Source organism: Stenotrophomonas sp. YJH_SMC_135, from assembly GCF_059372355.1.
This window is the reverse complement of the sequence record NZ_JCAFVN010000001.1, coordinates 568,566-594,142: the sequence shown is the minus strand read 5'-3', so window position 1 is coordinate 594,142 and position 25,577 is coordinate 568,566. Positions and strand designations below refer to the sequence as shown.

The 25,577-nt window shown below is 68.1% G+C and carries 23 protein-coding genes; 15 read left to right on the top strand and 8 right to left on the bottom strand.

Annotated elements, in window-relative coordinates:
- Positions 1-30 precede the first annotated feature (30 nt).
- A complete protein-coding gene (locus AC5P98_RS02925; RefSeq protein ID WP_049403830.1) occupies positions 31-1,419 on the bottom strand; it encodes a cation:proton antiporter domain-containing protein in 1,389 nt (462 codons plus the stop codon).
- A 101-nt stretch (positions 1,420-1,520) separates the two neighbouring features.
- The gene (gene asnB / locus AC5P98_RS02920; RefSeq protein ID WP_014646516.1) at positions 1,521-3,212 is read right to left on the bottom strand and encodes an asparagine synthase B; all 1,692 of its coding nucleotides are present in this window, start codon (positions 3,210-3,212) and stop codon (positions 1,521-1,523) included.
- 338 nt (positions 3,213-3,550) lie between these two features.
- Here asnB and AC5P98_RS02915 point away from each other — a divergent pair, with 338 nt between their 5' ends.
- On the top strand, positions 3,551-4,429 hold the full coding sequence (locus AC5P98_RS02915) for a tetratricopeptide repeat protein (RefSeq protein WP_049403838.1): 879 nt from the start codon (positions 3,551-3,553) through the stop codon (positions 4,427-4,429).
- Between the two features lie 120 nt (positions 4,430-4,549).
- Here AC5P98_RS02915 and dapE read toward each other — a convergent pair whose 3' ends face one another.
- From dapE to map, 6 genes are read right to left on the bottom strand one after another with little or no spacing between them, the layout of a single operon-like run.
- Positions 4,550-5,677, bottom strand: coding sequence for a succinyl-diaminopimelate desuccinylase (gene dapE / locus AC5P98_RS02910; RefSeq protein ID WP_049403828.1), 1,128 nt, complete (start codon positions 5,675-5,677; stop codon positions 4,550-4,552).
- Positions 5,674-6,045 carry an arsenate reductase gene (locus AC5P98_RS02905; protein WP_014646513.1) on the bottom strand — a complete coding sequence of 124 codons (372 nt, stop codon included), beginning with the start codon at positions 6,043-6,045 and terminating at the stop codon, positions 5,674-5,676. The genes dapE and AC5P98_RS02905 overlap by 4 nt, the downstream gene beginning before the upstream one ends.
- Positions 6,046-6,076: 31 nt before the next feature.
- On the bottom strand, positions 6,077-6,943 hold the full coding sequence (locus AC5P98_RS02900; protein ID WP_495229846.1) for a hypothetical protein: 867 nt from the start codon (positions 6,941-6,943) through the stop codon (positions 6,077-6,079).
- Positions 6,944-6,945: 2 nt separating this feature from the next.
- Positions 6,946-8,025: a 2,3,4,5-tetrahydropyridine-2,6-dicarboxylate N-succinyltransferase gene (gene dapD / locus AC5P98_RS02895; RefSeq protein ID WP_049403826.1), complete on the bottom strand. Its 1,080-nt coding sequence runs from the start codon at positions 8,023-8,025 to the stop codon at positions 6,946-6,948.
- Positions 8,025-10,634, bottom strand: coding sequence for a [protein-PII] uridylyltransferase (locus tag AC5P98_RS02890; RefSeq protein ID WP_478433960.1), 2,610 nt, complete (start codon positions 10,632-10,634; stop codon positions 8,025-8,027). Before AC5P98_RS02890 ends, dapD begins: the two co-directional genes overlap by 1 nt.
- Before the next feature lie 20 nt (positions 10,635-10,654).
- Complete coding sequence (gene map, locus AC5P98_RS02885) at positions 10,655-11,440, bottom strand: type I methionyl aminopeptidase (protein WP_005412748.1); 786 nt, start codon at positions 11,438-11,440, stop codon at positions 10,655-10,657.
- Positions 11,441-11,670: 230 nt separating this feature from the next.
- Here map and AC5P98_RS02880 point away from each other — a divergent pair, with 230 nt between their 5' ends.
- From AC5P98_RS02880 to AC5P98_RS02815, 14 genes are all read left to right on the top strand, one after another.
- Positions 11,671-12,201: a Csu type fimbrial protein gene (locus AC5P98_RS02880; protein WP_495229845.1), complete on the top strand. Its 531-nt coding sequence runs from the start codon at positions 11,671-11,673 to the stop codon at positions 12,199-12,201.
- Positions 12,201-12,950 carry a fimbrial biogenesis chaperone gene (locus tag AC5P98_RS02875; RefSeq protein WP_049403820.1) on the top strand — a complete coding sequence of 250 codons (750 nt, stop codon included), beginning with the start codon at positions 12,201-12,203 and terminating at the stop codon, positions 12,948-12,950. The genes AC5P98_RS02880 and AC5P98_RS02875 overlap by 1 nt, the downstream gene beginning before the upstream one ends.
- A 7-nt stretch (positions 12,951-12,957) precedes the next feature.
- The gene (locus AC5P98_RS02870) at positions 12,958-15,327 is read left to right on the top strand and encodes a fimbria/pilus outer membrane usher protein (RefSeq protein WP_049403816.1); all 2,370 of its coding nucleotides are present in this window, start codon (positions 12,958-12,960) and stop codon (positions 15,325-15,327) included.
- Positions 15,324-16,361, top strand: coding sequence for a Csu type fimbrial protein (locus tag AC5P98_RS02865; RefSeq protein ID WP_049403814.1), 1,038 nt, complete (start codon positions 15,324-15,326; stop codon positions 16,359-16,361). The genes AC5P98_RS02870 and AC5P98_RS02865 overlap by 4 nt, the downstream gene beginning before the upstream one ends.
- Positions 16,362-16,513: 152 nt before the next feature.
- Positions 16,514-16,729 carry a hypothetical protein gene (locus AC5P98_RS02860; RefSeq protein WP_049403811.1) on the top strand — a complete coding sequence of 72 codons (216 nt, stop codon included), beginning with the start codon at positions 16,514-16,516 and terminating at the stop codon, positions 16,727-16,729.
- Entirely contained in the window at positions 16,729-17,427 is a 699-nt protein-coding gene (locus tag AC5P98_RS02855; RefSeq protein WP_049403809.1) for a fimbrial biogenesis chaperone, read from the top strand. Before AC5P98_RS02860 ends, AC5P98_RS02855 begins: the two co-directional genes overlap by 1 nt.
- Positions 17,428-17,647: 220 nt before the next feature.
- Positions 17,648-18,454 (top strand): 30S ribosomal protein S2, encoded by an 807-nt coding sequence (rpsB, locus tag AC5P98_RS02850; RefSeq protein WP_005408748.1) that lies wholly within the window; start codon positions 17,648-17,650, stop codon positions 18,452-18,454.
- Between the two features lie 125 nt (positions 18,455-18,579).
- Entirely contained in the window at positions 18,580-19,455 is an 876-nt protein-coding gene (tsf, locus tag AC5P98_RS02845; protein ID WP_032956847.1) for a translation elongation factor Ts, read from the top strand.
- Positions 19,456-19,713: 258 nt separating this feature from the next.
- Entirely contained in the window at positions 19,714-21,252 is a 1,539-nt protein-coding gene (locus AC5P98_RS02840; protein WP_046429719.1) for a GGDEF domain-containing protein, read from the top strand.
- A 121-nt stretch (positions 21,253-21,373) separates the two neighbouring features.
- Positions 21,374-22,102: a UMP kinase gene (pyrH, locus tag AC5P98_RS02835; RefSeq protein WP_014646500.1), complete on the top strand. Its 729-nt coding sequence runs from the start codon at positions 21,374-21,376 to the stop codon at positions 22,100-22,102.
- A gap of 96 nt (positions 22,103-22,198) precedes the next feature.
- Complete coding sequence (gene frr / locus AC5P98_RS02830; protein ID WP_014646499.1) at positions 22,199-22,753, top strand: ribosome recycling factor; 555 nt, start codon at positions 22,199-22,201, stop codon at positions 22,751-22,753.
- Between the two features lie 5 nt (positions 22,754-22,758).
- Complete coding sequence (uppS, locus tag AC5P98_RS02825) at positions 22,759-23,526, top strand: polyprenyl diphosphate synthase (RefSeq protein ID WP_032956844.1); 768 nt, start codon at positions 22,759-22,761, stop codon at positions 23,524-23,526.
- Entirely contained in the window at positions 23,523-24,359 is an 837-nt protein-coding gene (locus tag AC5P98_RS02820) for a phosphatidate cytidylyltransferase (protein ID WP_049403803.1), read from the top strand. The genes uppS and AC5P98_RS02820 overlap by 4 nt, the downstream gene beginning before the upstream one ends.
- Positions 24,360-24,361: 2 nt before the next feature.
- Positions 24,362-25,552 carry a 1-deoxy-D-xylulose-5-phosphate reductoisomerase gene (locus AC5P98_RS02815; RefSeq protein ID WP_049403801.1) on the top strand — a complete coding sequence of 397 codons (1,191 nt, stop codon included), beginning with the start codon at positions 24,362-24,364 and terminating at the stop codon, positions 25,550-25,552.
- The last annotated feature ends 25 nt before the right edge of the window (positions 25,553-25,577 follow it).

The window sequence follows — 25,577 nt, the reverse complement described above, 5'->3', positions numbered from 1 at the left end:
CGGCCAGCGGCCGGCACTACCGTTCAACGTTCAGGCCCTGCGCCGTTCGATCAGGTTCAGCAGCGGCCCGGTCATCGCCGTGGTCACCAGTGCCATGATCACCAGCACCGCGAACAGGCGGTCACCGAGCAGGCCCAGCTCATACCCCAGGTTGAGCACGATCAGCTCCATCAGGCCGCGGGTGTTCATCAGCGCGCCCAGCCGCCACGCTTCGCGCGTGGGCATGCCGGCACTGCGCGCGGCACTGAAGGTGCCCAGCAGCTTGCCCGTCGTGGCCACCGCGATCACCACCACGCACAGCACGATGTCGCTGGCCTGCAGCGCATCGGCGCGCATGCGCAGCCCGGTCATGGCGAAGAACAACGGCAGCAGCAGCGTGACCGCGAACGGCTCGACACGGGCCATCAGCAGGTCACGCAGCTGCGCGTTGGACGATACCGCGACACCCGCAGCGAACGCGCCGAACAGCGCGTGGATGCCCAGCATCTCGGTGACCAGCGCACTGCCCAGCGACAGCAGCAGGATGCCGAGCAGCCAGCGCCCCTCACGGCCCGGCGCAATCTGCCGGCGCGCGAACCACGGCTTCACCAGCCCCAGCATCAGCGCCACGAACGCGACCACGCACACCAGGTTGAGGCTGGCCGGCAACCAGCCGCTGGCCTGGGCGGCAGCCACGATCAGCGCCAGCAGGCACCACGCGGTGGCATCGCCCAAGGCGGCGCAGGCGATCGCGGTCTGCCCCAGCGGCGTCTGTGTGATCCCGCGGTCGGCCAGGATGCGCAGCAGCACGGGGAAGGCCGTGATGCTCATCGAGATGCCTACGAAAAGTGCGAATGCGGTGAAGCCCACACCCTGTGGGCCGTGCTGCGGATACAGCCAGATCGCCAAGGCGACGCCGAGCACGAACGGCACTGCAATGCCGGCATGGCTGACGGTAAAGGCGAAACGCCGGCGGCCACGCAGCGCCGCCAGGTCCAGTTCGGCACCGGCCACCAGCAGGAACATCAGCACGCCCAGCTGGCTGAGCATGCCCAGCGGGCCCAGCGAACTGGCCGGGAACAGCGCACCATGCAGCTGCGGCAGCAGGCTGCCAAGCACCAGCGGCCCCATCATCAGGCCAGCGGCCATTTCGCCGATCACCGCCGGCTGTCCCATGCGCTTGAGCAGCGCCCCCGCGCCCTTGGCCACCAGCAGCAGTACCAGCAGCTGCAGCAGGAACAGGCCCAGCGGAGACGCCAGATGCTGCACCCAGCCGCCTTCGGCGGCGACGGAGGCACGGGCAACCGCCTCGGGCGCCGCCGGCCCGGCATACCGCGCCAGCAGCACGCCAGCCAGCAACGGAACCCCGGCCCAGGCCAGGTAGCGCCATCCCCATTTCGTGTGCGGCGCGTTGCCGCCTGCCTGTACGTCCATGAACATTCCCCAATGTGCAGGGGGCGATCATACAAAAAGGGGACGGAGGGGATTAAGGCGTTAATGGCACAAACGACTTAATCCCCTCCGTCCCCTTTTGGGGGTGCTCAGGCCAGTGCCTGCTCGTGCACGCCGGCGATCGCGCGACCGGAGGGATCTGCCGCCGCGGCGAAGCTGGCGTCCCAGGCGATGGCCGCGGGCGACGAACAGGCGATCGACTTGCCTCCCGGCACGGTCTCGGCCGCTGCCCGGCTCGGGAAGAACTGCTCGAACAGGTGGCGGTAGTAGTACGCCTCCTTGGTCTGCGGCGGGTTGTGCGGGAAGCGCTTGTCGGCGGCCGCCAGTACACGGTCGCTCACCTGCGCCTCGGCATGTGCCTTCAGCCCATCGATCCAGCCATAGCCCACGCCATCGCTGAACTGTTCCTTCTGCCGCCACAGGATGCTGTCCGGCAGGTAGCCGTCGAACGCCTCGCGCAACACGGCCTTCTCGATACGGCGGCCGCCAAAACCGGCACCGACCATCTTGTGTGCGGCATCGAAGCGCATCGCCACATCGAGGAACTCACGGTCGAGGAACGGCACGCGCGGCTCCACGCCCCAGGCCATCATCGACTTGTTGGCGCGCAGGCAGTCGTAGTTGTGCAGGGCGTCGAGCTTGCGTACCAGCTCGTCGTGGAATTCACGCGCATCCGGTGCCTTGTGGAAGTACAGGTAGCCACCGAAGATCTCGTCGCTGCCCTCGCCGGAGAGCACCATTTTCACGCCCATCGCCTTGATCCGCCGCGCCAGCAGGAACATCGGCGTCGATGCGCGGATGGTGGTGACGTCGTAGGTCTCGATGTGGCGGATCACCTCCGGCAGCGCATCGAGGCCTTCCTCGAACGTGTACTCGAAACCGTGATGCACGGTGCCCAGCGCTTCGGCGGCGATCGCTGCGGCGGCCAGATCGGGCGAGCCCTTCAAGCCGATCGCGAACGAGTGCAGGCGCGGCCACCAGGCTTCGGTCTGTCCCCCATCCTCGATGCGACGACGTGCATAGCGCGCGGCCACCGCCGCCACCAGCGACGAGTCCAGGCCACCGGACAGCAGCACGCCATAAGGCACATCGCTCATCAGCTGGCGCTCCACCGCATGCTCGAACGCCTGGCGCAGTTCAGCCAGATCGGCCTGGCGGCCCTGCACGTCGGCGTAGTCGCGCCACGGTTGCTGGTAGTAGCGCACCAGCTCACCGCTGGCACTGTCGAAATAGTGGCCCGGCGGGAACTGCGCGACATCGGCACAGGTATCGACCAGCGCCTTCATTTCCGAGGCCACGCGCAAGCGCCCCTGGGCATCGTGGCCCCAGTACAGCGGCACCACGCCCACCGGGTCGCGCGCCACCAGCACGCGTCCACTGTCACGGTCCCACAGCGCGAAGGCGAAGATGCCGTTGAGCTGTTCCAGCCACTGCGCCGGCGCGCCGCCCTGGCGGTAGAGCGCGTTGATCACCTCGCAGTCCGAGCCGGTCTGGAAGTCGTAGGTGGTGGTCAGCGCCGCCTTCAACGCCTGGTGGTTGTAGATCTCGCCGTTCACCGCCAGCGCCAGCTGGCCATCGGCCGACAGCAGCGGCTGCGAACCACCGGCCGGATCGACGATGGCCAGCCGTTCATGGACCAGCAGCGCACCTTCGTCGAGGTACACGCCGCTCCAGTCCGGGCCACGGTGGCGCTGGCGTTGCGACAGTTCCAGCGCGTGCCGGCGCAGGGCGGGAAGATCGTCACCGGCCTGCAGGCCGAAGATTCCGAAGATCGAACACATGGGGGAGCTCCTGTTGGGGATTTCACGGGTGGGAGGGTGTTCGACCGGCCATCCAGGCCCGGGTGGGACTACGCCCGGGCACAAAAAAACCCGCATCGACCGATGCGGGTTTTCTGGTGTCCGGGCGTGTGTTGCTGTCTATCTACCCAGGGCGCAGTCCCGCATCGGCCGCGCACGATTATTCGCGCGCAGATTATTGCGGTTGTTGCTATTGACGGCGGTGGCCAGGCGGATCGACATGGCATTGACCCTACCCCGGTTTCCGGCATGGTGCAACCGTTGCGTTGGCAACCACTCCCCGGCGCGCATAATGGCCGGCCGTGAAACGTGTAATGGAAATGCAACACCGCACTGGACGCAACGCGGCGCTGGCCGCCCTGTTCTGCCTGGGCCTGGCCGCCTGCCAGACCCTGGCCCCACCCTCGCCCCTGCCGCCGGCCCAGCTGCAGGGCCTGGAACAACGCGGCACCGACGGCAGCTTCAAGGGTGCCTTCGATACCGCGGACACCTTCGAACGCTTCAACGATCCGCGCGCCATCGCCTACTACGAGCGCGCCGCCGCGGTCACACCCTGGACCTTCCACAACACCAAGGCGGAAGAAGCACTGGGCAGGATCTGGATCTCCGGCACGCTGCGGCATGCCGACAGCCCCCACATCAATCCGGCGCCGGTGCTGCGTGCGTCCTGGCGACGCGGAGAACGCGCCTACCTGGCGGCGGCCTACCACGGCAATCCCTATGCGTTCTACGAACTCGCCAAGGCCTATCGTCAGCGAGGCGACGCGCAACAGGCGCTGCGCTGGGACCTGCGCGGAATGATCTACGAGCGCTACCCGAGTTCATCGTCACGGCTACCGGATGCGGTGGCCGCACAGGATGGCACCGTGCATCCACTGGTTGCGCAGATCCAGCGCCGCGCCGAGCGTGGCGATGCCGAAGCGCAGGTAGACCTGGGCGCGCTGCTGGAAAAGGGCATGGGACTGCCGCGCGATCCCGCACGTGCGCTGCAGCTGTACCAGCGTGCCGGCGAGAAGGGCAATGTGTTCGGCCAGTACTTCGCCGGACTGCTGCTGGGCCGCGGTGCACCGGGCGTGGAGAAGGACACCGACGCAGCCGCACGCTGGTTCGCCCGGGCCGAGGCGCAGCACTTCTACATGGCGGCGCCGAGCTACTGGGAAAAAGCGGTCGAGCCGCCGTTCTTCATTTTTTCTGAGTAGAGCCGAGCCACGCTCGGCTGGGCATTCCCTGCAGAAGCAGCCGAGCATGGCTCGGCCCTACAGGAAAGCAATGCCGGCGAAAGGCGTGCCGACCATCGGTCGGCACCCAGCGTCGCAGGTTCACGCCAGCAGCCGCTCCACCAGCCGCTGGTACAGCCCCGGCAATGCCTCCAGATCGGCCACGCGCACGTTCTCGTCCACCTGGTGGATGCTGGCGTTGACCGGCCCCACTTCGATGCACTGCGCGCCCAAGGGCGCGATGAAGCGGGCATCGGAGGTGCCGCCGCCGGTGCTTTCTTCCGGTGCACGGCCGATGTGCTCGGCCAGCACCGCACGCGCGGTGGCGCGCAGCGTGCCCTCCGGGGTGTAGAACGGCTCGCCGCTGCGGTGCCACTTCAGCGTGTACTGCAGGCCATGCCGTTCCAGCAGCGCGGTGATCTCCGCTTCCAGCTTCGGTGCATCCCAGTGCGGGTTGTAGCGGATGTTGAAATCCACCTCGAGCTCGCCGGGAATCACGTTGTTGGCACCGGTACCGGCATGGATGTTGGAGACCTGCAGGCTGGTCGGCGGGAAACTTTCGTAGCCGTCATCCCAGCGCCGCGCACTCAGCTCGGCCAGTGCCGGCGCCGCCTGGTGGATCGGGTTGCGTGCCTTCTCCGGATACGCCACGTGGCCCTGCACGCCCTGCACGCGCAGCTTGGCCGACAGGCTGCCGCGACGCCCCACGCGCAGCAGGTCACCCAGCGTCGCAGTCGAGGACGGCTCGCCGGTGATGCACCAGTCGATGCGCTGGCCGCGTTCGGCGAACAGGCGTGCGACGTGGCGCACGCCATCGATGGCGTCGCCTTCCTCGTCGCTGGTCAGCAGCACCGCCAGCGTGCCGGGATGATCAGGATGCGCTGCAACGAACTGCTCGGCGGCCACCACGAACGCCGCCACGCTGCCCTTCATGTCGGCGGCGCCACGGCCATACAGCACGCCATCGCGGATCTGCGGGCTGAACGGATCGCTGGCCCAGGCCTCACGCGGGCCCGTCGGCACCACGTCGGTATGGCCCAGCAGCACCAGTACCGGCGCGCCCTGGCCGTGGGTCGCCCACAGGTTGTCGACCTCACCCAGCCGCAGGTGATCGCACTGGAACCCGGCCTGCTTCAGGCGTGCCGCCAGCAGCGCCTGGCAACCGGCATCATCGGGCGTCACCGAGGGCCGCGCGATCAGCTCGCAGGTCAGGTCAAGCACCGCGCTCATGCGTCACCCACGCCGAAGCGGGCCTTGAAGCCGTTGTCACTGAAGCCCTGGCTGACCGTGCCATCGGCCGTGACCACCAGCGGGCGCTTGATCAGCTGCGGGTACTCGCGCAGCAGCAGCTTCCATTCGGCCTCGGAATCGGCGGCCTTGCGGTTGTCCGGCAGCTGCCGCCAGGTGGTGGAGGACCTGTTGACCATCGCGGCCAGGCCACCCAGCTGCGCGGCCCACGCCAACAGCATTTCCGGGCTGGGTTTGTTGTCGCGGTAGTCGACGAAGGTGTACGGCACGCCGAAGCGGTCCAGCCACCTGGTCGCCTTCTTGCAGGTATCGCAGTTCTTCAAACCGTAGACAGTGGTGCTCATGGCCATCTGTGATGCTGGAAAACAGAGGGCCAGAATCTCACAACAGGCGCTCGGACACGACCCGGAAAGGTACCCTTGGCAGCTGGAAGGCCAGCCCCTCGTGCAGCGCCACGCCCATCGCCTGCAGGCGCGGGCACTGCTGTTCGCCTTCCAGCTGCAGCGGTTGCAGCTGCGCGATGTCCACCGGCAGAGCAATGCGGGTGCTGGCCCAGCGCTGGTCGCAGGTGCGGGCGATGGCCTCGTCCTGGCAGGTCAGCAAGCGCAGCAGGGCCTGGTGGCCGCCGAAGGCCGCCGCCCACCCGGCATCGTCCCAGCCCGCAGCGCCCTGCCACTGCAGGTGCATCGCCGGCGCACTGCCCTGCCCGCCCTCGATCAGGGTGTACCCACCGCCATCGGCGCGCACCACGTGCGCGAAGCGCACCGACAGATGCGGCTGCATGGCATCGCTGAAAGCGCGCGCGCCGGCGACGAAGGCCAGCTGGTCCATCACGTTGCGATCAAACAGCACCACCGGCGTCCCGTCCCGATCGTCGTCACGACGCAGGTACCAGCGCCAGTTGCTCTGCCGGGGAGACGGCATCAGCGAGCGCAGCGGCCCGGCCAGCGCGGGCCCGAAGTGGCCGTGCCGGTAGCTGAGGATGGTGTAGGGCGTGCGTCCGACATGGACCACGTAGTGATGGCCTGGTGGTGGCATCGGCGCTTGGCGTACGTCGACCCACCAGCTCACGTAGACCACGTCGCGCACATCGCTTACCAGCGCCGGCATCGGCCAGCGCCGCGACAGCGCGCGGCGCAGCCGGGTCCAGCGTGGAGCGTGCAGCAGGCGCGGCAGCATCCTCCCGAACAGGGTGTCGGACGGATGCTGGTAGATCGCGGACTGCGCCAGATCCTCCGGCGCCGTCATCTTCAGTCAGCCAGGCCGCGCAGCAGGTCGTTGACGCTGGTCTTGCTGCGGGTCTTGGCATCAACCTGCTTGACGATCACCGCGCAATACAGCGAATGGGTACCGTCCTTGCTCGGCAGCGAGCCGGACACCACCACGCTGTACGGCGGAATGTAGCCGTAGGTGACCTCGCCAGTGGCACGGTTGTAGATGCGGGTGCTCTGGCTGAGGAACACGCCCATGCCGATCACGCTGTGGTGGCCGACCACCACGCCTTCCACCACTTCCGAACGCGCACCGATGAAGCAGTGGTCCTCGATGATGGTCGGGCTGGCCTGCAGCGGCTCCAGCACGCCACCGATGCCGGCGCCGCCGGACAGATGGCAGTGCTGGCCGATCTGCGCGCAGGAACCGACGGTGGCCCAGGTGTCGACCATGGTGCCTTCGCCGACATGGGCGCCGATGTTGGTGAAGCTCGGCATCAGCACCACGTCCTTGCCGAAGTAGGTACCGCGGCGGGCGATCGCGCCTGGCACCACGCGCACGCCACCACGGCGGAACTTCGCTTCGTCATAGCCGGCGAAGCGCGATTCGACCTTGTCCCAGAACGGCGCCGGGCGTGCATCGACCACCGCCATGTCGTTGACGCGGAAATACAGCAGCACGGCTTTCTTCAGCCACTCATTGACCTTCCAGCCGCCCTGGCCGTCCGGCTCGGCGACGCGGAACTCACCGCTCTCCAGGCCGTCGATCACGCGGTTGACCAGCGGCTTGGTCGACCCTTCCAGCTCGTGCAGGGTCAAGGTGGCGCGGCGCTCGAAGGCGCTCTCGATGCCGAACTTGAGTTCTTCCACGCCTGGTGCCGACGGCTTGCGCAGCGACTTGCGGGCGATGGTTTCGGCGCGGACGGCTTCGGCGCTCTTGGCCGGGGCCGGCTTCTTCACAGCACGCTTCACTGCAGCCGTTTTCTTCGCCGGGGCCTTCACCGCAGCGGCCTTCTTCGGCGCAGGGGTCTTCTTCGCGGCCGGTGCGGCAGCAGCGGGTTTCCGGGCCGCTGCGCTCTTGGGGGTCGCGGCGGTCTTCTTGGCGGGCTTGGTGGCCATCAGGCGGGGTCTCCGGCGTTTCGATCAGGGTCCAGGCAGGCCAGCATCGCGTCATGCAGCTGCTGCCGGGCAGGTTCAGTCAGGGGGAGGTCGTGTTCGTCACTGATCACGAAGGTGTCTTCGGCGCGTTCGCCGAACGTGGCAATGCGCGCATCATGCACGCGCAGGCCTTGGTTGCGCAGCACGAACGCCACATCGGCCAGCAGGCCGGGACGGTCGGGTGCGACCAGGGCAAAACGGGTTGCGCCCGGTTCATCGCGGAACTCGATGCGCGGGGCGAAGCGGAAGTGCCGCAGCTGCCGCGGTACCACCCGGCGCGACGGCCGCAGGCGCGACAGGTCACCGCTGAGTGCCTCGCGCAGTGCCGCTTCCAGGTTGGCACTGCTGCCATCGGCAAAGGTGTCGGCCGGGTTCACTTCGAAGGTATCGAAGATGGTGTCGGCCGGACCGTCCAGCACGCGCGCGCGATGGATGCCGTAGCCCTTGCGGTCCAGGGTCATCACGATCGCGGCAAACAGGCCATCACGGTCGGGCGAGTGCACGAACACTTCCAGCGCCGGGTCGTCGACGCTGATCCGGCGCACCTTCACCAGCGCCTGGCCCTGCTTCACCGGCACCAGTGCGGCGGCCTGCCAGGCCAGCTGCTCGGGGCGCAGGCGGATGAAGCCCTCATCCGGCATCACCGCGAACTGGCGGTCGATGGTGGCATCGTCGTAACCCTGCTCGCGCACCAGTGCACGCACGCTGTCACGTGCCTCGGCCACGCGCTCGGCGGCCGGTACCGGGTGCTCCAGCCCCTCGCGCAGCGCGCGCCGGGTGGCAAAGTACAGATCGGCCAGCAGGCGGTCCTTCCAGGCATTCCACAGTTTCGGGCTGGTGCCGGCGATGTCGGCACAGGTCAGCAGGTACAGGTAATCCAGGCGGTCGCGGCTGCCGACCAGGGTGGCGAAGCGATGGATCACCACCGGATCGGCGATGTCCTGCTTCTGCGCGGTCACCGACATGCGCAGGTGCTGTTCGACCAGCCATGCCACCAGCTCGGTATCGGTGCCACTGAGCGCATGCGCCTGGCAGAACGCGCGCGCGTCCACCGCGCCCAGCTCCGAGTGGTCGCCGCCGCGGCCCTTGGCGATGTCATGGAACAGGCCGGCCAGCAGCAGCAGTTCCGGCTTGCGCAGGCGCGGCCACACTTCGTGCGCGATCGAGAAGCGCTCGTCGGCGCGGCTGCTGGCGAACTGGCCGATGTTGCGCAGGACCATCAGCGTGTGCTGGTCGACCGTATAGACATGGAACAGGTCGAACTGCATGCGCCCGCTGACCTGGGCAAACGCGGGAATCCACTGGCCAAGCACGCCCAGCCGCGCCATGCGCGAAAGCGTATCGACCGGACGCTGGCCGCGCAGCAGGGCCAGGAACTGCTCGCGTGCATCGGCATCGGCCTGGTCATAGGCCGGCAGCAGCGGCAGCGACTCGGCCAGTGCACGCGCAGTGAGCGAATGCAGGCCGCGTACCTGCGGGTTGTTGGCCCAGCTGGAAAACAGGGCGAACACCTGGCCGATGTCGCCGCGTGGCCAGTCGGCCTCGTTGGCGGCCAGGTAACCACGGCGCAGGGAAAAACCCACGGTCAGCGGCTCCGGCTGGGCCTCGCCGTCGAACTGTTCCTCGAAGCGCTGCAGCAGCCGGTCGCTGATCCGGCGCACCACCAGCGCGGCGCGGTAGAAGCCCTGCATCATCTTCTCGACGCCGAGGTTCTCGGCATCGTCTTCGAAGCCCAGCCGCGCGGCCAGGGTCTTCTGGTAATCGAAACGCAGGCGCTCTTCCGGACGGCGCGCGACCAGGTGCAGACCGAAGCGCAACCGCGCCAGCACTGCACGTTCGCGCTTCAACGCCGCGGCTTCGTCGGCGCCCAGGTGGCCGAGCCCGACCAGGGCCTCCAGGTCGCGCACGCCGAAGGCACGCAACGCCATCCAGCCCAGCGTATTGAGATCGCGCAGGCCACCGGGGCCATCCTTCAGGTCCGGCTCCAGGTTGTCGGCGGTATCGCCGAAGCGCTGGTGGCGGTTGCGCAGCTCTTCCAGCTTGGCCAGGAAGAAGGCGCGTGCCGGCCACAGTTCGCGGTCGTCGATCGTCTCGCGCAGCGCGCGGCGCGCAGCATCATCGGCCAGGATCGGGCGCGCCTCGATCAGCGCGGTCAGCACGGTCTGGTCAGCCGCCGCCTCCCGGCACTGCGATGCAGAACGCACCGCATGGCTGACAGCCAATCCGCAGTCCCACAGCAGCGCGAACAGGCGCGCCAATGCCGCCTCGTGCGCCAGTTGTGCCGGCGGATCGCCGAACACCAGCAGGTCGATGTCCGAACGCGGGAACAGTTCACCGCGGCCATAGCCGCCGACCGCGAACAGCGACAGGCCGCTGTCGGCCGGCAGGCAGCGCTGCCAGGCCAGGCGGATCAGATGGTCGGCAGCGCGCGCGCGCAACGCCAGCAGGCGCTCGATGTTGTCGCCCTGGTCGAAGCGGCGGTACAGGCGCGCGTCGGCCTGCTGCAGCGCCTGGCGCGCGGCAGCAGCCCAATCCGGGTCGTTGAGCGACGCGGCCGGCGTGTCCAGCAGCGAACTCGCCGGCAGCATCTTCAGGAAACCTGCGACTCGCCTGGCGACAGGGTCAGCACGTCCACGCCGGTCTCGGTGACCGCGATCATGTGCTCCCACTGCGCCGACAGCTTGCGGTCCTTGGTCACCACGGTCCAGCCATCCGGCAGCACCTTGTTGTAGCGGGTGCCCTCGTTGATCATCGGCTCGATGGTGAAGGTCATGCCGGGCTGCAGCACCAGGCCCTGGCCCGGGCGGCCGTAATGCACCACCTGCGGCTCGTCGTGGTAGACCTTGCCGATGCCGTGGCCGCAGTACTCGCGCACCACGCTGAAACGCTCGCCTTCGGCGTAGCTCTGGATGGCATGGCCGATGTCGCCCAGGGTGGCGCCCGGACGCACCGCACGGATGCCGCGCCACATCGCTTCGTAAGTGGTTTCCACCAGGCGGCGGGCCATCACCGACGGGGTGCCGACGAAGTACATGCGGCTGGTGTCGCCGTGCCAGCCGTCCTTGATGACGGTGACGTCGATATTGATGATGTCGCCATCCTTGAGCACCTTCCCTTCACTGGGGATGCCGTGGCAGATGACATTGTTGACCGAGGTGCACACGGTCTTCGGGAAGCCGCGGTAGCCGACGTTGGCCGGAATGGCACCCTGCACGTTCACGATGTGGTCGTGGCAGATGCGGTCCAGTTCCTCGGTGGTGACACCGGGCTTGACGTGGGGGGTGACGATGTCGAGCACTTCGCTGGCCAGGCGGCCGGCGATGCGCATCATCTCGATTTCCTGCGGGGTTTTCAGATTCACGCTCATGGCACCCATTATCGCCGATCCGGCCGCAATCTGAACGAACGCCGCCCAACTGGCGATCCGGGCCATGCACGATTCCGGCAAGGAAAGTGAAAGCGTGATGGCCTCCACTCTTGCGCCTGCCTATTTATCACGGATTACAGACACTTACGCCTCCTAAGCTGGACCCACTGTCGTCAAAGCGGCGCCGAACGTGCCGTCTTCGCCTTGTTCAACGGACCTTCGGGTCAGGGAGGTTGTCCATGCGATCCCCAGTTCGATCCCCGCTGACATGGGTCATGGCCGGGCTGCTGCTTTCCAGCCCTGCGCTGGCCGCCGACATCACCACCTTCAACGTCACCCTGGTGGTCACCAAGGCCTGCACCATCACGGCGGCGGCCGCCACCAACGTCGACTTCGGCACGGCGGCCTCGACCACCGCCACGCCCACCCTGGGCCAGGGTACGGTGACCGCGCAGTGCTCGGCACTGACGCCCTACACGATTGCGCTGAACGCGGGCGCCAACGCCGGCACCGCCAACGACGTCACCACCCGGCGCATGAAGAACACCAATGCCGCGGTGACCGCCAACAACTATGTCGGCTACCAGCTCTACCAGGATGCCGCACATACCCTGGTCTGGGGCGCCACAACCGGCACCAATACCCAGGCCGGCATCGGCACTGGCCTGGCCGTGCCCTACATCGTCTATGGCCAGATCCTGAACCTGAGCACCAACAACCCGGCCACCGGTAACTACCTGGATACGGTTACCGCCACGATCACCTATTGATGGAGCACGCCCGCATGGCCGGACCCCGCCCGTGGCGCGCCACCGGCGTGGCGCTGCTCGCCCTGTACCTGCTGGCCCCCGCCGGTGCCGGCGCCACCAGCCTGCAGGTCGCCCCGACCAGCCTGCAGCTGGAAGCCCGCCAGCGTGCCGGCGAGCTGTGGCTGACCAACAGCGGCACCTCACCGGTGACGCTGCAGGTGCGCGTGTTCCGCTGGGTGCAGCAGGACGGCCAGGAACAGCTGCTGCCCACCGATGAAGTGATGGCCACGCCGCCGATGCAGGAACTGGCCGCCGGCCAGCAGCAGCTGGTGCGGGTGATGCGTCCGGACAGCGAGCCACCGCCTGCACAGCGGCACTACCGGCTGATCGTGGACGAGGTACCCGACCTGGCCACCCGTGCCGAGGGCATGCAGTTCGTGCTGCGCTATTCGATCCCGGTGTTCGTGCAGCCTTCGGCCGGCCGCCTGGCCCCACGACTGCAGGCGCACCTGGTGAAACTGGCGGACGGCCGCAATGGCGTGGAAGTCGCCAATACGGGCGACAGCTACGCACAGATCGCCGATCTTGCGCTGGGCAGCGCCGCGCGCCCGCGCATTGTCCATCCCGGGCTGCTGGGCTACGTGCTGCCGGGCCAGGTGATGCGCTGGCCGATCGAACGCACGGCGATCGACCGCGACAACGACCAGATCACGGCCAAGCTCAATGGCGAGTCGGAACAGACGCCACTGTCGCCCCCACCGGCTCGCTGAGGCGTTGATGGGCGCGCTGTTGGCGGCCCTGGCTCCCGCGGCGACCGAGGCCGCCGATGTGTCCGGCGTGGCGGCCGTTGATGTATCCGGCGTGTCGGCCGATGCCATCCTGCCTCCCCCGACCCCGCTGACCGCCAGCCAGGCGCTGTACCTGGATGTGTCGCTCAACAGCACCCCGCGCGGCCTGCTGCCATTCACCGAGAACCGCGGCCGGCTGCAGGCCAGCCCCGAAGTGCTGCGCCAGCTTGGCTTCAACGCCAGCGGCGACGCGCCGGTCTACCTGGACCAGATCAGCGGCGCGGTGGTGCGCTACGACGCGCACATGCAGACCCTGGCGCTGGATGTGCCGCTGGACCAGCTCATCCTGCCCACCACCGTGCTCAGCCGCCCGCAGACGCGCGCGCCCACCGGCAACGCCTCGCCCGGCGCGCTGCTCAACTACGACGTCTACGGCAGCCGGGTGGACACGCTCGGCAACCTCAGCCTGAGCGCGGAGCTGCGCGTGTTCGGTATCGGCAACGGCACCTTCGAAAACACCGCCATCAGCCGCCGCTACCAGCAACCCGGCGACCGCCATTGGCGCGGCGAGAGCGTGCGCCTGGACACACGCTGGAGCCTGGATTTCCCGGACAGTGCAACCACGCTGGAGGTCGGTGACTTCTACAGCGGCTTCGTCGACTGGACCCGCCCGGTTCGCCTGGGCGGCCTGCAGATCGGCCGCAACTACGGGCTGCAGCCCTACCGCGTGCTCACGCCCACGCCCAGCTTCCTCGGCCAGGCGGTGGTGCCCTCCACGGTCGAGCTGTATGTCGATGGCCTGCGCCAGTACAGCGGCCAGGTGCCGGTCGGGCCCTTCCAGCTGGCGGCGCAGCCCGGCATCAGCGGCACCGGTAACGCGCAGGTGGTGGTGACCGATGCGTTCGGCCGCATGCAGACGCTGGATTTCAGTTTCTATGGCACCCAGCAGCTGCTGGCCAAGGGCCTTTCGGACTGGTCGGCCGGCGTCGGCCACCTGCGCGAGGACTTCGGCCAGCGCTCCTTCGCCTACGACGATCGCACCGTGGCCAGTGCCAGCTGGCGCGGAGGCATCAGCGATACCTTCACTGGCGAGGCGCATGCCGAAGGCGGCGGCGGCCTGGCCCAGGCCGGTGTCGGTGGCTGGTGGCTGCTCGGCGCCGCTGGCGTGTTCAATGCCGCCTATGCGCACAGCGGCTACCACGGCCTGCAGGGTGGGCAATGGGCACTGGGCTACAGCTGGAACAACCGTCGCTTCAACATCAATCTGCGCAGCGTACGCAGCCACGGCGACTACCGCGACCTCGGCGCGCTGCAGGGCAACCTGCCGCCGAGCATCAGCGAGCAGGCCACGCTCGGTCTGGACCTGCTGCGGCTGGGCACGCTCAGCGCCAGCTATCTGCGCCTGCGCTACCCGGATGGAGACGACAACCGCTATGCCAGCCTGTTCTGGTCACGTACCTGGAGCCAGCGCTGGTCGGCCTATCTTTCGGTAAACCAGAACCTGGACCGCAGCGACGACCGCAGCATCTACCTGTCGGTGACTTCCAGCCTGGGCAACAACCGCCAGGCCAGCCTTTCGAGCCAGCGCAACGGCGACAGCCAGAGCTGGGTGGCGGACGTGACCCAGCCAGTGCCGGGCGATGGCAGCGCCGGCGGCGTCGGCTGGCGCGCGCAGCTGCGCCACGGCGAGGACGGCAACGGCGGCCTGGCCGAGGTCGGCATCCTCAACGATGTCGGTCGCTACTCGTTCGGCGCCTCGCGCCAGGGTGGACTCAACTATGCCTACGCCAGCGCCAGCGGCAGCCTGGTGTGGATGGGCGGGCACACCTTCGCCACGCGCGAGGTGTCCGATGCGTTCGCGGTGATCAGCACCAATGGGGTCGGCGGCGTCCCGGTGCGGCTGGAGAACCGCCTGATCGGCGTCACCGATGATCGCGGCCTGCTGCTGGTCAGTCCGTTGCTGTCCTGGCAGCGCAACCGGGTCTCGATCGATACCCTGGACCTGCCAGAAGACATGCGCGCCGACCGCATCGAGGACTGGGTGACCCCGCGCCAGCGCGCCGGCACCCGCGTGACCTTCCAGCTGCGCTCGCGGCCGTCACTGAGCCTGACCCTGCTGGCAATGGACGGCCAGCCTCTGGAGGTCGGCAGCGAGGTGCGGTTGCCCGATGGCCGCCAGGCCACGGTCGGCTACGACGGCCTGCTCTATCTGGAAGACGTTGCCGCCGGCAGCGTGCTGTACGTCACCACCAGCCGCGGCCCCTGCCGCGTGAAAGTGCCGGACCTGCCCAAGGTGGTGGCGTCCGGCGCGCGGCCGAAGCCGGCGCCGCAGCAGTGCATCCCGGAGGTGGCGCCATGAGGGTGCTGCTGCTCGTCCTGCTGCTCTGCGTCGGCCTGCTGGCAGCGGCGCCCGCCGGTGCCACCGCGGTTTGCACGGCGGTCGCCAATCCGACCCTGCCGTTCGGCAACATCAACAGCAATGCACCCGGCCCGAGTACGGCCAACCTCAACATCACGGTGACCTGCACCACCGCCGCGCTGAGCCTGCTGGCCACCACCGGCGTGCGCGTCTGCGTTGGCATCGGCGCAGGCAGTGGCGGCGGCAGCAGTTCCACCTTCCGCACGATGGCCACCTCCAGCAGTGACACCCTGAATTTCCAGCTGTACAACAACGCCAGCTTCGGCCAGGTCACCGGACTGGTGCCGCGCGGCACGCCACCTGCGCAGGAACTGACCATGACCTACAACGTGCCGCTGGTGACGGGCGGCAGCGGTGCGCAGTCCATACAGCTGTTCGGGCAGATCCCGGCCAACCAGATCCTGGCCTCCGGCGCGTACAGCAGCACCTTCAGCGGGGCCAACGTGGTCCTGACCTGGGCCTGGAACGAAGTCCTGCTCGGTACCGCCACCGTGCCCGCCACCTGCAATGGCGGCGCCACCGGCACCAACAGCGCCAGTGCAGCCTTCAGCTTCACCGCCACCGCCAACGTGCTGCCGCAATGTGGCAGCTACGTCACCACCACCATGGACTTCGGCAACGTCACCGGCGGCATTCCGGCCAACATCGACCGGACCGCCACCCTCACCCTGACCTGCCTGAAGAACACTGCCTTCCAGGTCGGCCTCAACAACGGCCAGAACAATCCCACCGCCACCACCACCCGGCGCATGGCCACCACCCTCGGCGGAAGCACCTATTACCTCGCCTACGAGCTCTACCGGGACTCGGCGCGGAGCCTGCGCTGGGGCAATACCCTGACCGTCGACACGGCCAGCGGCACCGGTACCGGCAGCGCGCAGCAATTGACCATCCATGGCCGGGTGCCACCGGTCAGCGGCCAGCCGCCGGCCGGCACCTACAACGACCAGGTGACGGTGACGATCACCTACTGACCGGCGTGCCGACCAGCGGTCGGCACCCACCGGACGAAGGCCGTGCCGAGCGCCGGCTCGGCGCTACAGTTCCGGCACATCCCGCCGATACCGCGCAGCAAGTCTTTCAGCATGGTGGATGGCAGGTGGTTCGCACATTCCTGATCGGGGCGATGCTGGTCGCCAGCCTGCCGGCATGGGCCGAACCCAGCAGCCCCCTGCAGATCCGGCTGACCGTGGTTGAATCCTGCAGCGACGATGGCGGCGGCATCCGCTGCCCGGCACCGCACCAGCGCAGTGACGCACCCCAGGCGCCGCCCCAGGTCCGCGAGCTCGCACCACCGGCGACGGACGGGAACGCAACACCCTCCGTGACCCTCATCTACTGATGCGCGCGTTGCTGATCCTGCTGGCACTGCTGCTGGCACTGCCTGCCGCAGCGCTGGAGCTGTTGCCGACCACCCTGCAGCTGCCGGCCCAGGGCGGCAGCGCCGAACTGTGGTTGCACAACCCCGGGCCCGGCCGCTGGCAGGGCCAGGTGCAGGTGCTGGCGTGGGATCAGCAGCTGGACGCCGAACGACTGCACCCCAGCGACCAGATCCGGGTCAGCCCGGCGCGGCTGGACCTGGCCCCCGGCAGCACCCAGCGCGTCTGGCTGTTGCCAGGCGATCCGCCAGCGGCGGCCGCTGAACAGGCCTATCGGGTCGTACTGGCACCGACGTTGCCGGGGTTGCCGCGCTATTCGCTGCCGCTGTTCCGCGGCCCAGCGGGGCCAGCACTGCAGGCCCGGCTGCTGGGCCGCGTCGAGGCCCACGGGTCTCTGGCCGTACTGCGACTCAGCAATGCCGGTACCCTGCACGGCCGCCTGCACGATCTGCGCTTCATCACGGCGGACGGCCAGGCAACGCTGCTGACGGCTGGCCTGGCCGGCTACATTCTGGCGGGCCATGAACGCCGCTGGCCCCTGCCTGCCCGCGCCGATGGCTATGCAGGCGGCCGCTTCCAGGCACGCCTGCAGGACGGCCGCGAGGTCGATCTGGCCGCAACTGACCCTGCAATTGCAGCAAGCGCCCCCAGCGGGCTATAATCGACCGGATTCCTGCCGCCAGCGTGCGCGCGAACCCGTCCACACCGGACGTCACCGGTGAATCCACACCTGCTGCCCCCATCCGTGCCGGGGTGCTCCGCAAGGAGTTCGGCCACGGAGGCAACAGGGAAGCCCAACCCCGGAACCGATCGCGCTTCCACGCGTCCCGCATACCTATCCCCGCGGGCGGAATCGCTGGTTCCATATCAGGAGTATTGCAATGCCCCAGGTCACCATGCGTCAGATGCTGGAAGCCGGCGTCCACTTCGGCCACCAGACCCGCTACTGGAACCCGAAGATGGCTCCGTACATCTTCGGCGCCCGCGGCAAGATCCACATCATCAACCTGGAAAAGACCGTCCCGCTGTTCAACGACGCGATGAACTTCATCTCGTCGGTTGCCCAGAAGCGCGGCACCGTCCTGTTCCTGGGCACCAAGCGCAGCGCCCGCGAAACCATCAAGGAAGAAGCCGAGCGTTGCGGCATGCCGTTCATGAACCAGCGTTGGCTGGGCGGCACCCTGACCAACTTCCGTACCGTCAAGCAGTCGGTTGCCCGCCTGAAGGAACTGGAAGCCGGTGAAACCGACGGCACCTTCGAGAAGCTGGTCAAGCACGAAGTGCTGGGCCTGCGTCGCGAGCGCGACAAGCTGGAAGCCTCGCTGGGCGGCATCAAGGACATGAACCGCCTGCCGGACGCCATCTTCGTGATCGACATCGGCCACGAAGACATCGCGATCAAGGAAGCCAAGAAGCTGGGCATCCCGGTCATCGCCGTGGTCGACACCAACTACAACCCGGAACTGGTTGATTACGCCATCCCGGGCAACGACGACGCCATCCGCGCTGTGCAGCTGTACGCCCGCGCCGCTGCCGACGCCGTGCTGGAAGGCAAGGCGGCTGCCCCGCACGCCGCTTCGGTGCGCGAGGAAGAATTCGCTGAAGCCGCTGCTGAAGGCGAAGAGAAGCCGGCCCGCCGCGCTCCGGCCAAGAAGGCTGCCAAGAAGGGCGACGACGCCCAGGCCTGATCCAGGCCCCGGGTGGACGCCCGGCGTCCACCCTCCCTGCACGCAGCCATCGGCGCGTGACAGGACCGTGTCACACGGGCCGGCCACCATGCCGGCCCAACCCCTTTCTTTCGTGAGGTAATCCCGTGGAAATCACTGCTTCCCTGGTCAAGGAACTGCGCGAGCGCACCGGCGCCGGCATGATGGAATGCAAGAAGGCGCTTACCGAAGCCAACGGCGACATCAACGCCGCTGCTGAAGCCATGCGCAAGTCCGGCGCCGCCAAGGCCGACAAGAAGGCTGACCGCGTGGCCGCCGAAGGCCGCCTGGGCCTGGCCCAGGACGGCGGCAAGGCCGTGCTGGTCGAAGTCAATTCGGAAACCGACTTCGTCGCCAACGATGACAACTTCAAGTCCTTCGTCAACGCCGTCGCCGCTGCTGCCCTGGCATCGGGCGCCAACGACGTCGAAGCCGTGAAGGCCGCCACGCTGGCCGACGGCCGTACCGTCGAGGAAGCCCGCGCCACCGCCGTGCAGACCCTGGGTGAGAACATCCAGATCCGCCGCATGGTCAAGGTCGACACCACCGGCAACATCGGCGCCTACGTCCACACCAACGGCAAGGTCGGCGTGCTGGTCGACCTGATCGGCGGCGACGTCGAGCTGGCCCGTGGCCTGGCCATGCACGTGGCCGCGCTGAAGCCGCCGCACAACAAGGCTGCGGACGTCCCGGCCGAGTTCGTCGAGAAGGAAAAGGAAATCGAGCTGGCCAAGATGACCGATAAGGACAAGGCCAAGCCGGCCGACATCCTGGAAAAGATCATCAGCGGCAAGATCAACAAGATCGTCAGCGACGTGACCCTGTACGGCCAGACCTACGTGCTGGGCGACACCACCGTCGAGCAGGTGGTCAAGGCCGCCGGCGCCGACGTGGCAGGCTTCAAGCTGCTGATCGTCGGCGAAGGCATCGAGAAGGTGGTGGAAGACTACGCCGCCGAAGTTGCCAAGGCGATGCAGGTCTGATTCCAGCCTTCCGGCTGTGAAGCGACCAGAAGGAGCCGCGGGAAACCGCGGCTCTTTTTTTATGCATGGGCCCAGGGATCAACCCATGGCCCACCGGTGGGTGCGCACCGTTGGTGCGCACACCCGGCACCTTTGCGTTGCGCGCGAATCAAGCCGATACTCGGCGCAGGGAATCCACAGTCATTTAGCAGGAACGAAAATCGCGGACTGTGATGCATTCCTAGGTATTCTTGTCCTAATGGAATTGAACGACCCGACATGCCTCCCGAGCTGACAGCTGCCCTGGCGCTCTGCCGCAACCTGCCTTCGCCACCCGGTATTGCCCTGCGCATCATCGAACTGGCCCAGGACCCGGAAGCGGACATCGCCACCGCTGCCGACATCATCGCCATCGACATGGCGCTGAGCGCTCGCATGCTGCGCATCGCCAATTCGCCGCTGTACGCCAGCCGCCGCCGGATCGAGAACCTCGGCCAGGCGCTGACCATGCTGGGCCTGAACGCCACGATCAGCCTCGCCCTCGGCTTCACCGTCACCCAGGGCCTGACCGGCGGCACCGGCGCCGACCACGACCTGCGCCAGCGCGCGTGGAAGCGCAGCATCCTCAGCGCCCTGGCTGCCAGCCAGCTGGGCCAGGCGCGCGGCCTGCGCCGGCTGGAAGAACTGATGCTGGCCGGCCTGCTGCAGGACCTGGGCGTACTGTGCCTGGCCCAGGCCGAGTCGGAGCGCTACCTGCCGCTGCTGCGCGAGGCACGCGACAACATCGACCTGGTCGCCCGCGAACGCGAGGAACTGGGCTGCAGCCATGCCGAGGTCGGCGCGTGGGTGGCCGAGCAATGGGGCCTGCCCCGCTACCTGGTGGAGAGCATCAGCCACAGCGAGGACGAGGACGCCGCCGAATCGCCGTTCCAGGCCTGCGTGCAGCTGTCCGGCGCGGTGGCCGACATCTGGCTGGACAGCGACGCCGACGCCGCGCGTGAGCGCGCCCTGCAGCAGGTGCACGACCGCCTGGAGCTGGACAGCGCGCGCTTCGACCAGGTCCTCGCCCGCATCAGTGAAGCCCTGCCCGACATCGCCAGCCTGTTTGATGCCGGCCTCAATTCACCGGCGCGGGTGCGCGAGCTGATCGATCACGCGCAGGAGCTGGCCACGCTGCGCAACCTGCGCGAACTGCAGGACGCCGACCAGGCACGACGCCGCGCCGACGAGTTCGAGGCGCGCGCCAAGCGCCTCGCCGACCAGGCCCATCGTGACGCGTTGACCGGCGTGCTCAACCGCCGCCAGCTGGAAGCGGTGCTGGAGCAGGAATTCCTGCGCGCCGGCCGCCAGGGCTGGCCGTTGTCGGTGGCCTTCATCGACCTGGACGACTTCAAGAAGATCAACGACGCCCACGGCCACCTGACCGGCGACGAGGTACTGCGCGCCTTCGCCGGCAAGCTGCAGGGCCAGCTGCGCAACAGTGACACCGTCGCCCGCTTCGGCGGCGAGGAATTCGTCGCGCTGCTGCCAAACACCAGCGAAAGCGTGGCCCTGGACGTGATCCGCCGGGTGCTGGCCAATATCGTCGCCACGCCGATGGCCGAGCTGGAGGGCGGGCCGCTGTTCGTCACCTTCTCCGCCGGCGTGGCCACCCAGGGTGGCTACGAGCGCTTCGCCGACGTGCAGGACCTGCTGCGCGCAGCCGACGACGTGCTGTACCGCTCCAAGAACCTGGGCCGCAACCGGGTGATCGCCCGCTCGCCAGGTGCCCTCGGCCATGACGAGCTGTCGGCCACCGCTGGCGCCGAGCTGGGCTGAACGGGAAGCCCCGTTTGACCAGGGCGAACGACCGGATTCTGCGCCGCAGTGCACAAAACACTTTGGCACGACGCCGCATGCGCGTAGAATCGCCCGCGATTTCCACGCACCCGAGGTCCTCATGTCCAAGCTCGCCTATCGCCGCATCCTTCTGAAACTGTCCGGGGAGGCGCTGATGGGAGACGAGGACTACGGCATCGACCCGAAGGTCATCAATCGCCTGGCCCGCGAGGTCATCGAAGCCCAGCAGGCCGGTGCCGAAGTGGCGCTGGTGATCGGCGGCGGCAACATCTTCCGCGGCGCCGGCCTGGCCGCCGGCGGCATGGACCGGGTCACCGGCGACCAGATGGGCATGCTGGCCACGGTCATCAACGCCCTGGCCATGCAGGATGCCCTCGAGAAGCTGGGCGCCAAGGCCCGCGTGATGAGCGCGATCAAGATCAACGACGTGTGCGAGGACTACATCCGCCGCCGCGCCATCCGCCACCTGGAAAAGGGCCGCCTGGTGATCTTCGCCGCCGGCGTCGGCAGCCCGTTCTTCACCACCGATTCCGGCGCCGCCCTGCGCGCGATCGAGATCGGCGCCGACCTGCTGCTGAAGGCCACCAAGGTCGATGGCGTGTACGACAAGGACCCGAACAAGCACAGCGATGCGGTCCGCTTCGACAGCCTGAGCTACGACGAAGTGATCCGCCGCGGCCTGGAAGTGATGGACACGGCGGCCTTCGCATTGGCCCGCGACAGCGACCTGCCGATGCGCGTGTTCGACATGGGCCAGCCGGGCGAGCTGCTGAAGATCCTCAACGGCGCGAACATCGGCACCCTGGTCCAGGGCCGCGACCCGGCCTGAGCCTGAGCGCGAAGCGGCGATCGGGCCGATTCAGGCCCGGCAGCGTCCCGTATTCGCCTATAATCGCCCGATTCCAGATACATCCAGGACCGGGCGATGCTCAACGACATCAAGAACAACGCGCAGACGCGCATGGCCAAGAGCATCGACGCTCTGAAGCACACCCTCACCTCCATCCGGACCGGGCGTGCCACGCCTGCCCTGCTGGACCGCGTGACGGTCAGTGCCTATGGCAACGCCAGCACCCCGCTGAACCAGGTTGCCTCGATCTCCAACGCCGACGCGCACTCGCTGCTGGTCACGCCGTTCGACAAGGGCATGATCAAGGAGATCGAAAAGGGTCTCTACAACGCCGAGTTCACCCCGAACACCCTCGGCACCGCGATCCGCATCAACATGCCGCCGCCGACCGAAGAGCGCCGCAAGGAGCTGGCCAAGCAGGTGCAGAAGGAAGGTGAAGGCGCCAAGATCGCGATCCGCAACATCCGTCAGGACGCGAACAAGGAAATCGCCAAGCTGGTCAAGGACAAGGCGATCAGCGAAGACGAGAAGAAGCGCGGCGAAGACGACATCCAGAAGCTGACCGACGCCAACATCAAGGACGTCGACAAGGTCGTCGCCGACAAGGAAAAAGAACTGCTGTCGGTCTGAAGTCGATGCCTTCAGCCCCGCCTCCGTTACCGGCCGCCCTGCCCCGCCACATTGCCATCATCATGGATGGCAATGGGCGCTGGGCACAGCAGCGCCGTCGCCCCCGCGTGATCGGCCACCGTGCCGGCGCGCGCGCGGTCAACCGCACCATCGAGCGCTGCCTTGAACTGGGCATTCCGGCGCTGACCCTGTTCGCCTTCTCCAGCGAGAACTGGGGCCGGCCGCAGGAGGAAGTGGATGCGTTGATGAAGCTGTTCCTCGGCGCGCTCGACCGCGAGGTGGACGAGCTGCACCGGCGCGGCGTGCGCGTACGCTTCATCGGCGAACGCGAGCGCTTCGGTGCCGGGCTGGTCAGCCGCATGCAGCTGGCCGAACAGCGCACCGCCGACAACACCACCCTGACCCTGTCGATCGCGGCCAGCTATGGCGGCCGCCAGGACATCGCCCGCGCTGCGCGAGCCCTGGCCGTCGAAGTGGCGGCCGGTCGCCTGTTGCCCGAGCAGATCGACGAATCGCTGCTGGGCAGCCAGGTCGCCCTTGCCGACCTGCCGCCGCCGGACCTGTTCATCCGCACCGGCGGCGACACCCGCATCAGCAACTTCCTGCTGTGGCAGCTGGCCTACACCGAGCTGTGGTTCACCGAGGCCCTGTGGCCGGACTTCGATGCCGGGCAGCTGCAGCAGGCGCTGGACGCCTATGCCGGCCGCGAGCGTCGTTTCGGCCTGACCAGCGCCCAGATTGCCGCACTGGCCACCGAGACTTCCAGCCCATGACCAAGACCCGAGTCCTCGCCGCGCTGATCATGGCGCCGATTGCCATTGCGGCGATCCTGCTGCTGCCCACGCAATGGCTGGCCGCCGCCGCCGCTGCGGTGCTGCTGATCGGCCTGTGGGAATGGCTGAAGCTGGCCGGTATCGAAGACACCCTGGCACGCACCGTACTTCTGGTGCTGAACCTGCTGCTGATGGTGCTGCTGGTCTGGGCCGATGGCAGTACGCTGGTGCTGTTCCAGATAACCACGCTGGCCGGCGTTGCCTGGTGGCTGGCCGCGCTGGTCTGGCTGCGCTTCTTCAATTTCGGTGCACAGCCGTCGGCGCCCTCGCGCATTCTGAAGATGCTGGCCGGCACGCTTGCCATCGTGCCCGCCTGGGCCGCGCTGGTGCTGATCCATGCCGGTGGCGATCCGCCGGGCAAGCAGGGCCATCTGTGGCTGCTGGCTGCACTGGCACTGGTGTGGGCGGCCGACTCGGGCGCCTACTTCGCCGGCCGCCATTTCGGCAAGCACAAGCTGGCCCCGCGGATCAGCCCCAACAAGACCTGGGAAGGCCTGTTCGGCGGCCTGCTGGCCGGTGTCGCCGTGGCCGTCGGCCTGGGCTGGCTGGCCGGGATCGATACCGCACACCTGCCGGGCCTGCTGATCACTGCGGTCGTGGCCGTGTTCGCCTCGGTGCTGGGTGACCTGTTCGAGAGCCTCATCAAGCGCCACGCGGGCGCCAAGGATTCGGGCCACCTGATCCCGGGCCATGGCGGCGTGCTCGACCGGGTCGACGGCGTCCTCGCCGCCGTCCCGGTGTTCGCGCTGGGCAAGGAAATCTTCGGGTTCTGACCATGAATGCTGCTGCAGACCTGCGCCGGGTCGCCGTATTCGGCGCCACCGGCTCGATCGGTGCCTCCACGCTGGACGTGATCGCCCGCCACCCGCAGCGCTACCAGGCGACCGTGCTCGCCGCCGGACGCCAGGTGCAGGGGCTGCTGGCGTTGTGCCGCCAGCACAAACCCGCGCACGCGGTGATCGCCGACGAATCGCTGTTCGCCGAACTGCGTGACGGCCTGCGCGACGCCGGACTGGCCACCGAAGCCCATGCCGGCCATGCCGCGCTGGACCAGCTGGCCGCCAGCGACGCCTGCGATACCGTGGTCGCGGCCATCGTCGGCGCTGCCGGCCTGTCCTCGACCCTGGCCGCGGCCGCCGCCGGCAAGCGCATCCTGCTGGCCAACAAGGAATCGCTGGTGCTGGCCGGCGAACTGCTGACCCGTACCGCCGAACGTGCCGGCGCCGAAATCATCCCGATCGACAGCGAACACAGCGCGATCTTCCAGTGCCTGCGCTCGCGCGACGCCAGCGTCGACGGCGCCGGCGTGCGCCGGATCCTGCTGACCGCCTCCGGCGGCCCGTTCCGTGGCCGCAGCCGCGCCGAACTGGCCCAGGTCACCCCGGCCCAGGCCGTTGCCCACCCGAAGTGGTCGATGGGACCGAAGATCTCGGTCGATTCGGCGACGTTGATGAACAAGGGCCTGGAAGTCATCGAGGCCCACCACCTGTTCGGCGTGCCCGGTGAACGCATCGAAGTGCTGGTGCACCCGCAGAGCCTGGTCCATTCGCTGGTCGAGTTCGTCGACGGCTCGACCCTGGCGCAGATGGGCCTGCCGGACATGCGCACCACCCTCGCCGTTGGCCTGGGCTGGCCACAGCGCATCGAATCGGGCGTGGCCGGGCTGGACCTGCTGGCCCAGGGCCGGCTGGATTTCGAGGCCCCGGACACCGACGCCTTCCCCTGCCTGGCCCTGGCCTGGCAGGCCATGCAGGCCGGCGGCACCGCACCGGCGGTGCTGAATGCTGCCAACGAGGAGGCGGTTTCAGCGTTTCTTCAGGGCCGGATCGGTTTCCTGACGATCCCGGCGCTGGTTGCTAACGCTCTTTCAACACTGCCGACGCAAGCAGCCGATACACTGGAGGTCCTGTTGTCCGCCGACCAGCGGGCACGCCAGCTCACCCTGAACGCCATCGACGCCGCCTGAACGACCGCCTCGCCCAGCATGACGC

Bases quoted from the DNA above. Each gene is read 5' to 3' on its own strand.
- AC5P98_RS02900 (WP_495229846.1), bottom strand. From the start codon at position 6,943: ATGACGGCGCCGGAGGATCTGGCGCAGTCCGCGATCTACCAGCATCCG.
- AC5P98_RS02925 (WP_049403830.1), bottom strand. From the start codon at position 1,419: ATGTTCATGGACGTACAGGCAGGCGGCAACGCGCCGCACACGAAATGG.
- AC5P98_RS02865 (WP_049403814.1), top strand. From the start codon at position 15,324: ATGAGGGTGCTGCTGCTCGTCCTGCTGCTCTGCGTCGGCCTGCTGGCA.
- AC5P98_RS02875 (WP_049403820.1), top strand. From the start codon at position 12,201: ATGGAGCACGCCCGCATGGCCGGACCCCGCCCGTGGCGCGCCACCGGC.
- map (WP_005412748.1), bottom strand. From the start codon at position 11,440: ATGGGTGCCATGAGCGTGAATCTGAAAACCCCGCAGGAAATCGAGATG.
- asnB (WP_014646516.1), bottom strand. From the start codon at position 3,212: ATGTGTTCGATCTTCGGAATCTTCGGCCTGCAGGCCGGTGACGATCTT.
- rpsB (WP_005408748.1), top strand. From the start codon at position 17,648: ATGCCCCAGGTCACCATGCGTCAGATGCTGGAAGCCGGCGTCCACTTC.
- AC5P98_RS02815 (WP_049403801.1), top strand. From the start codon at position 24,362: ATGAATGCTGCTGCAGACCTGCGCCGGGTCGCCGTATTCGGCGCCACC.
- frr (WP_014646499.1), top strand. From the start codon at position 22,199: ATGCTCAACGACATCAAGAACAACGCGCAGACGCGCATGGCCAAGAGC.
- uppS (WP_032956844.1), top strand. From the start codon at position 22,759: ATGCCTTCAGCCCCGCCTCCGTTACCGGCCGCCCTGCCCCGCCACATT.
- pyrH (WP_014646500.1), top strand. From the start codon at position 21,374: ATGTCCAAGCTCGCCTATCGCCGCATCCTTCTGAAACTGTCCGGGGAG.
- AC5P98_RS02905 (WP_014646513.1), bottom strand. From the start codon at position 6,045: ATGGCCATGAGCACCACTGTCTACGGTTTGAAGAACTGCGATACCTGC.
- AC5P98_RS02880 (WP_495229845.1), top strand. From the start codon at position 11,671: ATGCGATCCCCAGTTCGATCCCCGCTGACATGGGTCATGGCCGGGCTG.
- AC5P98_RS02840 (WP_046429719.1), top strand. From the start codon at position 19,714: ATGCCTCCCGAGCTGACAGCTGCCCTGGCGCTCTGCCGCAACCTGCCT.
- AC5P98_RS02870 (WP_049403816.1), top strand. From the start codon at position 12,958: ATGGGCGCGCTGTTGGCGGCCCTGGCTCCCGCGGCGACCGAGGCCGCC.
- dapE (WP_049403828.1), bottom strand. From the start codon at position 5,677: ATGAGCGCGGTGCTTGACCTGACCTGCGAGCTGATCGCGCGGCCCTCG.
- AC5P98_RS02915 (WP_049403838.1), top strand. From the start codon at position 3,551: ATGCAACACCGCACTGGACGCAACGCGGCGCTGGCCGCCCTGTTCTGC.
- dapD (WP_049403826.1), bottom strand. From the start codon at position 8,025: ATGGCCACCAAGCCCGCCAAGAAGACCGCCGCGACCCCCAAGAGCGCA.
- AC5P98_RS02820 (WP_049403803.1), top strand. From the start codon at position 23,523: ATGACCAAGACCCGAGTCCTCGCCGCGCTGATCATGGCGCCGATTGCC.
- AC5P98_RS02855 (WP_049403809.1), top strand. From the start codon at position 16,729: ATGCGCGCGTTGCTGATCCTGCTGGCACTGCTGCTGGCACTGCCTGCC.
- AC5P98_RS02860 (WP_049403811.1), top strand. From the start codon at position 16,514: ATGCTGGTCGCCAGCCTGCCGGCATGGGCCGAACCCAGCAGCCCCCTG.